This is a genomic window from Kitasatospora sp. MAA4, assembly GCF_029893355.1.
Taxonomy (GTDB): domain Bacteria; phylum Actinomycetota; class Actinomycetes; order Streptomycetales; family Streptomycetaceae; genus Kitasatospora.
Genome location: NZ_JARZAI010000012.1, coordinates 134,809 through 147,222, shown reverse-complemented (window position 1 = coordinate 147,222; position 12,414 = coordinate 134,809). Strand labels below are relative to the sequence as shown.

13 protein-coding genes are annotated in these 12,414 nt (G+C 69.8%); 4 read left to right on the top strand and 9 right to left on the bottom strand.

Features of this window, described 5'->3' with window-relative positions:
- Positions 1-19: 19 nt before the first annotated feature.
- The 7 genes from P3T37_RS17925 to P3T37_RS17895 all read right to left on the bottom strand — a co-directional run bounded on the left by P3T37_RS17925 (position 20) and on the right by P3T37_RS17895 (position 7,593).
- A complete protein-coding gene (locus P3T37_RS17925) occupies positions 20-718 on the bottom strand; it encodes an SDR family NAD(P)-dependent oxidoreductase (RefSeq protein ID WP_280724691.1) in 699 nt (232 codons plus the stop codon).
- Entirely contained in the window at positions 715-1,179 is a 465-nt protein-coding gene (locus tag P3T37_RS17920) for a CYTH domain-containing protein (protein WP_280724690.1), read from the bottom strand. Before P3T37_RS17920 ends, P3T37_RS17925 begins: the two co-directional genes overlap by 4 nt.
- A gap of 19 nt (positions 1,180-1,198) precedes the next feature.
- Positions 1,199-2,425 (bottom strand): MFS transporter, encoded by a 1,227-nt coding sequence (locus tag P3T37_RS17915; RefSeq protein WP_280724689.1) that lies wholly within the window; start codon positions 2,423-2,425, stop codon positions 1,199-1,201.
- 8 nt (positions 2,426-2,433) lie between these two features.
- A complete protein-coding gene (locus P3T37_RS17910) occupies positions 2,434-3,468 on the bottom strand; it encodes a hypothetical protein (RefSeq protein WP_280724688.1) in 1,035 nt (344 codons plus the stop codon).
- 257 nt (positions 3,469-3,725) lie between these two features.
- Entirely contained in the window at positions 3,726-4,616 is an 891-nt protein-coding gene (locus tag P3T37_RS17905) for a ParB N-terminal domain-containing protein (RefSeq protein ID WP_280724782.1), read from the bottom strand.
- A gap of 566 nt (positions 4,617-5,182) precedes the next feature.
- Entirely contained in the window at positions 5,183-6,472 is a 1,290-nt protein-coding gene (locus tag P3T37_RS17900) for a solute carrier family 23 protein (RefSeq protein ID WP_280724687.1), read from the bottom strand.
- Positions 6,469-7,593, bottom strand: coding sequence for an aryl-sulfate sulfotransferase (locus P3T37_RS17895; RefSeq protein ID WP_280724685.1), 1,125 nt, complete (start codon positions 7,591-7,593; stop codon positions 6,469-6,471). Before P3T37_RS17895 ends, P3T37_RS17900 begins: the two co-directional genes overlap by 4 nt.
- Before the next feature lie 140 nt (positions 7,594-7,733).
- Here P3T37_RS17895 and P3T37_RS17890 point away from each other — a divergent pair, with 140 nt between their 5' ends.
- The 4 genes from P3T37_RS17890 to P3T37_RS17875 all read left to right on the top strand — a co-directional run bounded on the left by P3T37_RS17890 (position 7,734) and on the right by P3T37_RS17875 (position 10,192).
- Positions 7,734-8,312 carry a helix-turn-helix domain-containing protein gene (locus P3T37_RS17890; RefSeq protein ID WP_280724684.1) on the top strand — a complete coding sequence of 193 codons (579 nt, stop codon included), beginning with the start codon at positions 7,734-7,736 and terminating at the stop codon, positions 8,310-8,312.
- 103 nt (positions 8,313-8,415) lie between these two features.
- Positions 8,416-8,919 (top strand): MarR family transcriptional regulator, encoded by a 504-nt coding sequence (locus tag P3T37_RS17885; protein ID WP_280724683.1) that lies wholly within the window; start codon positions 8,416-8,418, stop codon positions 8,917-8,919.
- Between the two features lie 128 nt (positions 8,920-9,047).
- A complete protein-coding gene (locus P3T37_RS17880; protein ID WP_280724682.1) occupies positions 9,048-9,467 on the top strand; it encodes a nuclear transport factor 2 family protein in 420 nt (139 codons plus the stop codon).
- 161 nt (positions 9,468-9,628) lie between these two features.
- Entirely contained in the window at positions 9,629-10,192 is a 564-nt protein-coding gene (locus P3T37_RS17875) for an NAD(P)H-dependent oxidoreductase (RefSeq protein ID WP_280724681.1), read from the top strand.
- 582 nt (positions 10,193-10,774) lie between these two features.
- Here P3T37_RS17875 and P3T37_RS17870 read toward each other — a convergent pair.
- Together P3T37_RS17870 and P3T37_RS17865 are read right to left on the bottom strand one after the other, a co-directional pair.
- Positions 10,775-11,020 carry a hypothetical protein gene (locus P3T37_RS17870; RefSeq protein ID WP_280724680.1) on the bottom strand — a complete coding sequence of 82 codons (246 nt, stop codon included), beginning with the start codon at positions 11,018-11,020 and terminating at the stop codon, positions 10,775-10,777.
- A gap of 834 nt (positions 11,021-11,854) precedes the next feature.
- Complete coding sequence (locus P3T37_RS17865; RefSeq protein ID WP_280724679.1) at positions 11,855-12,367, bottom strand: ATP-binding protein; 513 nt, start codon at positions 12,365-12,367, stop codon at positions 11,855-11,857.
- Positions 12,368-12,414: the final 47 nt, after the last annotated feature.

Genomic DNA, 12,414 nt, shown 5'->3' with positions numbered 1-12,414 from the left:
CCCCATCGGTGCTGCCAGTTCAGACCCTCTGCAGGCGCGCGATCCCGTGCTCCCGCACCTGCTCCAGCACGGCGGGCCGCACCTCGATCTCGCCCACCGCGAGATCCGCCGGCATCCGGTCGACGAGGTCGACGACGAACGAGCCGAACGACGCGGTGGAGATCTTGGTCGGCGAGTCGTCCCAGGCCCGGTTGGCGATCGCCCCCGGTGAGACGAGCACGGCGCGGACGCCGTGACCGCGCTCCTCCAGCAGCAGCACCTCGACCAGTGCCTTGAGGCCGGCCTTCGTCGCGGAGTAGGCCGCGCCGCCCTCGAAGTACCGGGTCGCCGCGTGACTGCCGACGAAGACGTACATGCCGCCGGACTCGCGCAGCATCGGGAGCGTGCCCCGGGTCAGGAGTGCCGGGGAGACCAGGTTGACGGCCACGCTCGCCGCCCACGACTCCTCGTCCAGCTCCTCCATGGTCCCCAGTCGGCGGACCGCCGCGTTCCAGACACACACGTCGAGCCGGTCGGTGCGTCGGCGCACCTCGGCCAGGGCCTCGGTGAGCGCCGCCGGGTCGGACAGGTCGCAGATGATCTCGCCGAGTTCCGGGGCACCGCCGGGTGTGCGGTTGAGGGAGATGACGCGGTAGCCGGCCGCATGGAGCGCCAGGGCGATGCCGTTTCCCGCGCCGCGGTTCGTGCCGGTCACCAGGGCGACGCGCTGCTCGCTCACGACCCGCTCCCCAGGGCCAGCACGGCGTTGGAGTAGCGGTCGTCGCCGGTGACCTCGGCGCCGAGCCACCCGGGCAGCACGGCATCGGTGGACTCGCCGTCGTACTCGACCTCCGCGAGGACCAGCCCCTGGTGGTCGCCGCCGAACTCGTCGACGATCAACTGGTAGCCGTCGGATCCGCAGACATGGCGCGTCTTGTCGATCCTGCCCGGCAGGCACAGCTGCTCCAGCATCTCGATCGCGTCGGCCACCGGGACCGGGTACTCGTACTCCGCGCGGCTGATGCCGCGGCGGGCTCCCTTGACCGTCAGGTATCCGGCGCTCTCGTCGACCACGCGGACGCGGACGACCCGCTGGAGGTCCGTCGACAGGAACCCCTGGCGGATGCGGTGCACCGAGACGACCTCGGCCCGCCACGCGGCTCCGGCCACCAGGAACTTCCGCTCTCTTTCGACACCCATGTCGCTTCCCTCTCCTCGGTTATCGTCCGGTCTCGTGCGAGCGCAGCAGCAGGCTGAGCAGGAGCGCGCACGCCGCTCCGACCGCGAGCGCTCCCCAACTGCCGATCGGCCCGGCCAGGGCCACGGCCGTGGTGCCGACCGCCGGTCCGGCCAGCGTTCCGAGGCTCCACGCGGAGCCGGACGTCCCGGTCGCCCGCGCGGCCGCACCCGGTGGAGCCAGGCCGACGATCATCGGGGTCAGCGCGGAGGCGGTCACCACCTCACCGGCGGCGAAGACCGCCGCGAAACACATCAGCACGGCCTTGCCGAACCAGGACCGACTGTCGGTCAGGCCGGTCGCCGTCAGAGCCAGCAGGTAGGCGGCCCCCCAGAGCCCGGCGCCCAGGGCCACCGCCCCGGCGTTGCTGAACCGATCCACCCTCGCCCGCAGGAGTCGCTGCAACAGGACGACCGAGACCGCGTTCACCACGGTCACGACGGTCACCGTGGACATGCTCTCGTGGGCGAGTCGCCTCAGGATGAGCGGAACGGTTGACTCCAGTTGCACCGCGCCGAAGGCCGAGACCAGAAACGTCACGGCCAGCGCGATCCCGAACGCAGGTGACCAGACGGACGGCCGTCCGGCACCGTCACCGTCCTCCGGGGCGTCCGCGGCCTCCGCGCCGCCTGCGTGCCGCCACACCCAGAGGATGACGGGCAGAAAGCTCGCGGCGTTCGCCAGAAAGAGGACGGACGGCGCAACGGAGGCGACCAGGACGCTGGAAAGGCCAGCGCCCGTGGCGATCCCGAGGTTGATCACGGTGTACCGGAACCCGAAGGTGCGCTTGCGCAGCTCCTCCGGGATGCCGCCCAGGATCGTGCTGAACAGCGCGGGGAAGAAGAGCGAACCGCCGATCCCGGACAGCGCGGCGACGAACAGGACCTGGACCAGGCCGGAGACGAACGCCATGGTCGTCCACGCGGCGATCTGGCAGCACCCGCCGACGACCGCCGCCACCCGCGCTCCGAAGCGCGCGGTCAGCGACCCCCCGAGCGGACCGAGGAGGCCGGCGGCCACGGCGAACGTCCCGTAGAAGAGCGCCACCGCCGGGACGCCGAGCCGCAGGTTCGTCGCGATGTGGATCGCGGTGACCGGATAGACCAGTCCCGTACCGGCCGCGGAGACGAAGGTCGCGATCCACAGGGGTCGAAAGGCCGCACGCTGCTGCGCCTGCGGCAGCATGACGGGGGTAGCCGTACCGGACACCGGGTCGCCTAGGCCTTGACCGTCAGCAGGCCGGCCTCGACGAAGTCGTCGAGATAGTCGGCCACCTCGGCTTCCGTGACCTGGGCGCCACCCGAGCGCAGCTGACCGGCCGTCAGGGAGACGGCGTCGGCGCGGGTACGGCCGTGTGCCAGCCCGAGCAGCAGCAGTCCCTCCCGGCTGATCTCGGCCGCGTCACTGCCGTCGAGGTAGACCAGAACGGAACCGCTCAACGGGACGGCGCAGGCCATCGGGGCACGGGAGAGCGCCCCCGGGGCCACGCTGGGCTTCACCTCGTACGACGCCCCGGTGATCGCCTGGATCAGCAGGTCCTGGCAGACCGCGACGGACTCCCCGAAGGCCACCGGCTCGGCGGCCGCAGCCGCCGGGGACGGGAGGGGAATCTCCGAACCGAACGTCCGCGCCCAGCGGGCCCAGACCCACTTGTGCCCGAGATAGAGGTCACCGCGCGAGGCCAGCAGGGCCTCGGCCGCGGAGAGCGAGGCGGAGCGCAGAGCCCAGGAGGCGGCCTGGAGATCGCCGACGGCGTGGAAGCCGTGCGCGTCCTCCAGCGCGTTGTGGACCTCGAAGGACATGACGCCGACCATGGTCCTGACGATCTCGGAGATCGACTCCCGGGCACGGTCCTGCAACGCCTTGATGGAGCCGTCGTCCACGACGGTCTCACTCAGCAGAAAACGCACCACGGGGTCCAGTGACTTCCGTCCCACCGCGGTGAGAATACCGAGGTCGTCCCGGTCCGCACGGTAGTCGGATATCTGGTCGACGAGCGCCCGGAGTGAATCGGTGCTCTGGTATCCGATATCGTATCGCCGCCCGTCGACGAATATCTGCCTGGCCGCGGACGGCTTACCGTCGGGGACGACGAAGTAGACATCCACGTCCGACATCGGGGTCCCGAGTCCAGCGGCGAGAGCGCCACCGATGTAGGCCGCTGCCGCGCCTTCCGCGGCGGCCAGGGAGAGCACGGCCTCGCGCGCCCGTCCGAGTTCTTCGGGGAACCGGGGAAGGTATTTCGTCATCATCTCGTGCCCTCCTTGTCATTGCAGCAGCTGGGCGGATTGGCGGGCGCGGCAGTCCAGCTGCCACGCCCGCCAGGTGCGGCATATCGTCAGCTCACGCCGTGAGCAGCCTTGGCCGTGACCATCGAAAGCTTGATACCCATTTTCCTGCACCCCCTTTCTGCCTCGTCGGTTTGAATAATCTAACGAATTCCGAACCGAAGCGGCAGGTGTGTTCCGGATCAGGCGCCGATCCCGAGGTCGAGCACCGGTCCTCGAGATCAGGCGCCGATCCTCGAGTTCCCGGACACGCTTCTCAGGCTCTTGGCGAACTGGTCCCAGGAGCGGCTGTACGTAATGGCGATTTCGGATACCAGGTCGACGCAGTGCGGGGGGACCGCCGCGAGCAGTTCCTGCCACTCGGCCGGCTCGATCGCATTAGCGGAGAGCCTGCGGAGCAGCCCCCGGCCGGCCTCGGAGAACTTCAGCGAGGGATCACTGGCCAGCGCCTGGATGACCATGCGCTCGTCCCGGGTGGATGCGCGCACGGGAGGCTCCGGCCGCCGCGGACCGACCACCTCCTGGCGCACCCGGCGGGCCGTCCCCACCGAGACGCCGCTCTGCCGGGCCACCTCCCGCAGCGAGGTCTCCGGATGGTTCGCGATCAACTCGGCGGCCGCCCGCCTGGGCTCGGCCGAGCACAGCGGGTGGCTCCGCCCGTCCTGACCGATGCGGGTGTGCAACTGGGGAATCTCCTCGGTTGCACGCCTCCTCACCGCACCCGCCGTCTTCGGGGAGAGCCCCACGATCTTGGCGACCATGCGATCCGACCACTCCGGATGCACCGTCAGGATCCGGGCGGCCGCGGCCTTTCGGTCGCTCAGCGACAGCGGAAGGCCGTGCGCGATGTTCTCCCTGACCGCACGGACGAAGATCTCGTCATCGGGGCCCTCGACATAGGCCACCTCGATCTCGGAGTCGCCCCTGAACTCGGCCGCCCGCAGGCGGTGCATGCCGTCGACCACCAGCATGGTGCCCCGCTGAACGAGGATCGGCGGCAGCTGAACGCCGCACTCCGCAAGCAGGCGGACGTGGGCCTCGTCCTCGCCCGCGAGACGGGGCGAATGCCCCGGCCGAAGCGCCCCGAGGGGCACGTACTCCGTGGTTGTCATTGCGATGGTGCGGGCGGGACTGTCTGCACCATGCGCCGTTTCCTGGTGAATGGGGTCACCTCTCTGGTGCGTCCGGCAGGGCGTCCGCAACCGGCCCGAAGCCACACCCACGGCCCCAGTCCGACCGGATACCCCAGAACGGTCAAGAAAGTCTGATTCGTTGGTCCTCACACCTGTGGAGAACGCGGGCCGACGCCGACTCGGCCGACCGGCCACTCCCTGGCCCCCCTGCCGGGCCGGCCGCGCTCAGAGGACTGCGGAACCGTCCGTCATGCCATCGGGCAGCGCCTCGGACGCGTGGCATCTGGACAGCGCGGACAGCGGCGCGGAGCGCCGTGCACTGCGCCGGTTGTCCGCGTCAGCGACGAGCACAGCGAGGCGGGGCGGCACTGCCTGCCCTTGACGATGGGTTGAACGGTCTGGCATGTCCAGAGACTAGATTCCACGCGCGTAGAGTTCAAGGCGCTCACTGAAACGTATCAAAACTTCATCGCGGGACGACCAAACTTTGCCCGAAAGGCAGTTGACGACTCGTCTGCTTTGTGCACGAGTAAGCGGGCACGCCGTCACCGGGGCCGGTGCGGGATGGCCGCGAACAGCGCGTGCAGCAGGATCGCCGTCAGCGTTCCGGCGACGACTCCGCTGCCCAGGACCGTTCGCACCGTGGCAGGGAAGCCCGCGTACAGTCCGGGGGCCACCACGGGCAGCAGACCCATGGTCAGCGCCAGGCCGACGACCAACGTGTCCGACGAGTCCGTCCGGTCCGTCCGGTCCGTCCGGTCCGTCCGGCCGAGCATCTCCACGCCCATGACCGTGATCACCGCGTACACGACCAGCGCCGACCCGGCGACGACCGGCGAGGGCAGCCCGGCCACCAGCCGGGACAGCGGCGAGAGCAGGCCCGCCGTGATCAGCAGGCCTCCGGCCGCGGCTGTCACGAAGCGACTGCGGACGCCCGTGAGCCGGTTGATCCCGATGTTCTCGGAGCTGGTCACCATCGGCGGCGTACCGAGGACTCCGCCGAGCAGGGAGATCAGCGCGTCGGCGCGGGCCACCCGCGGCACGTCGCGCCCCGGGTCGGGCGCGGTGCTGTTGAGGACGGTCTGGCCGGTGGCCTCGGCCAGGGAGGTGAGGCTGAACAGCAGCAGTGGGAGCGCTGCCACCACGTCGAACTGCGGTGTGCCGTACGGCAGTAGGTGGGGCAGGGAGACGCCCACCCCGGCAGCGGGGGCGACCGTGCCCAGGCCGGTGGCTGCGGCGAGTCCGGTGCCTGCGGCCAGTCCGACCAGCACGGCGGACTGCCGCCAGGCGCCCCGGAGGAGCAGGTGGGCGACGAGGGTGGCCGCGATCGTCAGGCCCGCCGCGGCCAGCGCGCCCGGTGCCGCGCCGGTGCCGCCGGCCCCGGCGAGGAGCTGGGAGGTCACCCGGACCATGGAGATCCCCACGAGCAGCACCGTCACGCCCATGACCAGCGGCGGGAAGAGTCCGACCACCCGGCCGTACAGCGGCGTGACCGCGAGCAGCAGGGCCGCCGCCAGCAGGACCGAGCCGGAGGCGACGGCCGGACCGTGGTCGTGCGCGATCTGGAGGAAGAGCGCCGTGGCGGCCCCGCCCGGCAGCATCACGAACGGCAGCCGGGCGCCGAACCCCCAGAGGCCGAGTGACTGGAGCAGCGATCCTGCCCCGGACAGCACGAGCACCCCGCTCAGCAGGGCGGCCGTCTGACCAGGTGTCAGCCTCAGCGAGGCCGAGACGAGGAAGACGGTGGACACCGGCGTCGCCGCCATGGCGAGCACGTGCTGGGCGGCGAGCGGAAGCAGCCGCCGCGGTGGCAGGTGCCCGACGTCGGCGCTCACGGGCGGGCCTCCAGCCACGGGATCTCCTCGGGGGCGTAACGGTAGGCGCGGAAGACGGCGTTGGGCTCGGCCGGGAACAGCGATCGGACCTCGCTCTCGGTGTACGCGCCGAAGTGGGGCACGACGTACTCCCAGCACAGGTAGCCGTCCGGGGTCACCTCGAAGAGCCGGCCCGCGGGCGAGTCGGTCACCAGGGTGTTGCCGCCCGGAAGCCGCTGCGCCGAGCCCATGAAGGGGGCGAAGAACGACTCGCGGGCCGGGTCGTGGTACTCCCACACGACCTCGCCGTCCGTCCGGTCGATCTCGATCACTCGCGAGTACGGCACGTCGTGACCGGGGCGGTAGACGCCGTTGTCGAAGACGAGCAGCCGGCCGTCGTCCAGCTCGGTGGGGTGGTGCTGTTGCGAGACGGTGCCGGGGTCGGTGCGCCAGAGGATCTCGCCGGTGGCCCGGCTGATCACCACCACCGCCGAGACGCTGCGCAGGCTGGCCAGCACGTTGCCGTCGGCGAGCGGGGTGACGCTGTTGATCAGCGGCCAGTGCTCGCGTGCGTAGTCCGGGTGGAGCGGGTACGCGGCGCGGTCGAGGTGCTCGGCGGCCCGCCAGGACCAGCGCGGTGATCCGTCCGGCCCGACCTCGGTGATGGTGTCGGCCCACACCGTCGACCCGGCCGCCTCGGTGCCGGGGACGCCGCCGAGGACCGCGTCCGCCTCGGAGCCCCGCAGGGCTTCCAGGCCGGTGTAGAGCACGCCGCCGTCCTCGAGGTGGTGGGCGTCGTGGTGCTGGAACGGATCCCGGTGCTCCCACAGCACCGTGCCGTCCGGCGCTGCCCGCAGCATCACGCCGCCCCGGTACTTGTGCCACATCGGGAAGAGGGCCTTCTCGCCGGGCAGCACGCCGTTGTAGGCGAGCTCCCCGCCGCGCACGATCCGGGCGTGGCGGCCCGGCCGGTAGGGCAGGTGCCAGCGGTGCACGGTCTCGCCGTGCAGATCCACCAGGTGGACCCCGCCTGCGCCGGTCAACGGGGCGAACAGGGTGAAGCCGGGGAACGCGGCGTCCGGATCGAGGGCGATGAGCCCCGTGCCACGGCGGCGCTGCTGGTTCTGGTCCACGCGGGTCACGGTCAACTCCAGGTATTCAAAGTTTATTTGATGGGATCAAACTCCTTTGAGGCTAGGGGCGCCGTGTGAAGACCGTGTTGCAGGCGCACGAAACGTGGCGCGCACCTGCGTAGGGTGAGCCCGGGAAGGGAGCAGCGATCATGGATGACCGGAATGCCGGAGCGGACGCGTCCGGGCGCGCGGGGGGCGGGCCGCAGCTCGGCGGCGCGGTTCGGCGTCAGCGCAGGTCCCTGGACCTGACCCTCGCGGAGGTGGCCCGGCGCAGCGGTCTGTCCGTCCCGTTCCTCAGTCAGATCGAGAACGACCGGGCCCGGCCGAGCATGCGGTCGCTCCAGCGCATCGCGGACGGACTCGCGACGACCGCGGTCGAACTGCTGGCCGCCGCCGACGCCGCGGACCGCCCGGTCGACGTCGTCCGCGCACGCGACGACGCCGGCCTGTCACCCGAGGCCGGCGTCCGCCCACTGGTACGCGGCCGACGCCGGCTGCACGCCCTCGAGTTCACCGGCGACCATCAAGCAGACCGTGAATTCATGCACCAGGGCGATGAGTTGATGTACGTCGCGGACGGCTCGGCAGAAGTCGAGGCCGACGGCCACGTCCACCGACTCCACCAGGGCGACACGCTCTACCTGGTGGGTGGAGTCCGCCACCGCTGGCGCAGCACCAGCGCCGGCACCCGCCTGCTGGTGGTCGCGGTCTCCGGGCCGAACCCGTAACAGGGTTTCTGCCGCGCTACTGAATCTTCAAGTGATCGCGGCTTTGATTCATCGCGGTAGCCAACTCATATCATCCGCACAGTGCCGCTGATACGCTCTTCGGGTGACGACTCAGGACGAGGCACCCCAGGCACAGGTGGACGAGCACGCGGACCTGTGGCTCGCTCCTGGCGAGCTGGCCTCCTGGCTGTCGGTGGTCCGCCTGATGACGCGGCTGCCGTGGGCCATCGATGCGCAGTTGCAGCGTGACGCCGACCTGAGCATGGTCGAGTACATGGCCCTGGCGATGCTGTCCGAGGCCCCCGCGTGGACGCTGCGCATGAGTGTGCTCGCCGAGAACACCAGCACGTCGCTGTCCCGGCTCTCGCACATGGTCAAGCGGCTGGAGAGCCGCGAGTACGTCCGCCGCGAGCCCGATCCGGCCGACGGGCGGTTCACGAACGCCATCCTCCTGCCCGCCGGCATGGCCAAGCTGGAGTCCGCCGCTCCCGCGCACGTGGCCTACGTCCGCCGCCTGGTCGTCGACAACCTCTCCGGCGAGCGCCTGCGCCGGCTCGGCCAGGACGCCGAGCGGATCCTGCAGCGCATCGACTCGCCCGCTCGCTGACTTGACGAGTTAAGTGATCATCTAGCGCAAGCATCTCAGATATCCGAGCGCCCCTGGGGCATTGCCGGGCCATGACTTGAATGTTAAAGTCAATGACAAGGTACCATCGCCGATGGAGGAGAACCGAGATGTCCCTGGACAACGAGAAGATCATCCGCAGCGCCTACCAGGTCGCCGAGGAGCAGGACGTCGCCGGCTGGGTCGCGGCGTTCACCGAGGACGGCACCTTCACCGACACGTCGATCCCGCACACCTACCGCGGCGCCGACGAGCTCGGCAAGACGGTCGAGGTCTACGCGAAGGCCTTCCCCGACATGCACCGCGAGCTGGAGCGCTTCTACGTCACGGGCGACGTGGTGATCGTGCAGCTGCGCCTGCAGGGCACCCACCTCGGCCCGCTGGAGCTGCCCTCCGGCACCGTCCCGCCCACCGGCAGGCGCATGGACGCCCCGTGCTGCGACGTGTTCGAGCTGGTCGACGGCAAGATCAAGCGCTTCGACTGCTACCCCTCGGGCACGGTCATCGCCGCCCAGCTCGGCCTCGCCTGAGCATCTGAACACCCGAACGCCTGAACATCTGAACTTCGGAGTTATGACTTGAGTCCTCAAGTCGACAGGTCCAGAGTTTGACTTGAAGGATCAGGTCATACAGGAGGTGTCATCGTGACGGTCCCGCGTAGCGGGGCTGCCACGCGAAAGGAGTGAGCGTCGTGAGCGCTCTCAAGATCGCCGTGATACTCGGCAGCACCCGCCCGGGCCGCAACGGCAAGGCGGTCGCCGACTGGATCGTCGACCGCGCCGGGGCCCGTACCGGCGCCGACTACGAGCTGGTCGACCTCGCCGACTGGCCACTCCCCTTCATGGACGAGCCCGTGCCGCCGTCCATGGGTCAGTACCAGGGCGAGCACACGAAGGCCTGGACGGCCAAGGTCGCCGAGTTCGACGGCTACGTCTTCGTCACCCCCGAGTACAACCACTCCATCCCCGGCGTGCTGAAGAACGCGATCGACTTCGCCTACGCCGAGTGGAACAACAAGGCCGCCGCCTTCGTCTCCTACGGCACCGTCGGCGGCATCCGCGCCGCCGAGCACCTGCGCACCATCGCGAGCGCGGTCCAACTCGCCCACGTGCACCAGCAGTTGGCCTTCTCGCTGTTCACCGACTTCGAGAACCTCGCGCTCTTCAAGCCCGGCGAACACCACGACGGCGCGGTCACCAAGCTCTTCGACGAACTCGAGGCCTGGGCCACGGCGATGAGGACCCTGCGCGGCTGAGCCGCTCGACGTCTTCAACGAACCGGACCCCGACCGCCGCGCCTTCGCCATCGCCGAGACCTACGCCGAGGACGTCGTGTGGCACGAACCCGACCGCGTCGTCCGCGGACGCGAGGCGCTGGCTCAGCGCGCCGCGGAGTTGCGGGCGCAGAGCCCGGGCTGGGCCTTCCAGCCAGACGGCCCCGTCTCGGTCAACGACGACCTCGGCCACCTCGGCTTCCGCTACCGGTCCCGCCGACCAGGCACCCGTCGCCACCGGGATGGACATCGCCCACTGCAAGGACGGCGTCATCGCCGAGCTCTACACCATCGTCACCGCGGTCCACCAGCCGTCCTGACCGCATGGATTCGCCGGGCTAATTCAGTCAAGACAGGTCCAGCAGTCCGAATAGCCTCGCTCTATGGTGGATCAAGGGCGGTACGCTCGGGACTCTGACCTGTGGAAACGCAAGATCTATGCGACCGCAGGGCACAACGAGGGCACTCTGGCGAGGACATACTCCACTGCTACCTTCGTTGTGCCCTCGCCGTTCGGTTTACAGGCGCGTTTAGATGTCCAGAGTGATCAACGGCTGGGAGCAGTCACACGCTGGTCCCGGGGAAGTCGATGTGCTCGACTTCCAGCCCGAAGAGCTCGCCCTGCCACAGCCCCGAAGCGGCAGCCAGCAACAGCAGCGAACGGTACCAGCCCGGGGTGCCATCCAGTAGGGCCGCCACCACCGTGACGGCGAGCGGGACGATCTCCTTGCGCCGGTCGAGTTCAGCTAAACGGAAGATCGCCGTGACGTAGCTGTAGTGCACCCGCAGCGTGGACGGCGCCAGCTGCATCGAGCGGTCCTTGACCCACGCCTGGAAAGAGGATGCTCTCGACAGCCTGGCCCTGCTTGGCCAGGAGTCTGGGGCCCACCTCCACCACGATCTCGACGTCATCCCGCAGCCAGGGAGCGCTGACAACAGGCCCTTCAAGGCAGTGACTTCGGCCCCTTCGACGTCGATAGTCCCGACGTTTGCGGTGGCGAGTTCGCTCTCGCTGAGCAGCTCGGCCAGGGGCGCCGTTGGAGCCTGGAAGAGCGCGTGTACGCGGCGGGGGCGGACGGCCGTGGTGTGGCCGAGGTTGGCGGGGTCTTGCAGGCAGAGGGTGAGCTCGCCGGTGGTGTCGGAGGCGGCAGCTCTGACGAAGCGGATGTTCGTTCGTGGGTGGTGCTCGCTGCGGCGACCAGGGCCTCGTAGAAGTCCGGTGAGGTCTCGATCGCGACCACGCGGCCCTGGGGGGGCGACGGCATGGGAGGCGAGGAGGCGCTGAGGTTCGGCTCCCACTCGCCGAAGACGTACTGGTAGCGCTGGATGACGTCACCAGTTACCACAGTGACGAGGTCACCGGAGCGCAGGCGCACGGTGGCGGTGACGGGATGGGTGCGTAGACGCTGGTCGAGGAACCGGTGCACGAGGAAGGGTTTTCCTGCGGACGCGTGGCAAGCGCGTTAGCGGCGAGCACCCGGCCAGCCTGCGTTGAGGCGGCGGTCTTCGGCCGATACGACGGTTCCGCGCCCGCCTCGCTACGTCTGGCCGGACGGCGGCGTGAGTGCCTTTCCGCTGGGCGTGTTGGGCTTCCAGCCACACGGGAGCCCCGGCGGCGGCTCCTCCCGATCGACCCGGGACCGTCTACGAGCGGATGATCGCTTCCGGGTCGCCGGTGTAGACGATGGCGCCCTCGCCTTCGGTCGGCGCCTCGAAGCGGGCGAAGAAGTCGTTCAGCGCCTCGGGGGTGACGGTGAGCGCGTTGGCGTCCTGGCGCTGGTTGCGCTGTTCGAGGCGCTGGAGCAACTCGGTTTTCTCGACGCGGAGGTACACCAGCAGCCACCGTCCCCCGGCGGCCTCCACTGCCTTCTTCCAAGCGTCCCGGTCGGATCGGAGCCACAGGCCGTGGTCGAGGACGATGCCGTGGCCGGCGGCCAGGTGTTCGGTCAACTGGGTACGGATGGAGTCGACCACGGGGCGCTCACGCCCGAAGTACTCGTGCTCGGGGTAGTCGATGCCATAGCGGCCGTGGAGCCGGTGGACTTCCTCGTCCACGGACAGGCGGACCATGCCGCGCTCGGCGAGGGCCTGGGCCAGCACGGTCTTACCGGAGCCGGTGATCCCAACCAGCAGCACGGCCAGCGGTGCGGTCTTCAACGTCGGTCTCCTTCGCACGGTCGCCCGGACCTCCATTCTGGCCGATC

Excerpts from the sequence above, each read along its gene's own strand:
- P3T37_RS17920 (WP_280724690.1), bottom strand. The coding sequence starts at position 1,179 with ATGGGTGTCGAAAGAGAGCGGAAGTTCCTGGTGGCCGGAGCCGCGTGG.
- P3T37_RS17910 (WP_280724688.1), bottom strand. The coding sequence starts at position 3,468 with ATGATGACGAAATACCTTCCCCGGTTCCCCGAAGAACTCGGACGGGCG.
- P3T37_RS17905 (WP_280724782.1), bottom strand. The coding sequence starts at position 4,616 with ATGACAACCACGGAGTACGTGCCCCTCGGGGCGCTTCGGCCGGGGCAT.
- P3T37_RS17890 (WP_280724684.1), top strand. The coding sequence starts at position 7,734 with ATGGATGACCGGAATGCCGGAGCGGACGCGTCCGGGCGCGCGGGGGGC.
- P3T37_RS17880 (WP_280724682.1), top strand. The coding sequence starts at position 9,048 with ATGTCCCTGGACAACGAGAAGATCATCCGCAGCGCCTACCAGGTCGCC.
- P3T37_RS17870 (WP_280724680.1), bottom strand. The coding sequence starts at position 11,020 with ATGCAGCTGGCGCCGTCCACGCTGCGGGTGCACTACAGCTACGTCACG.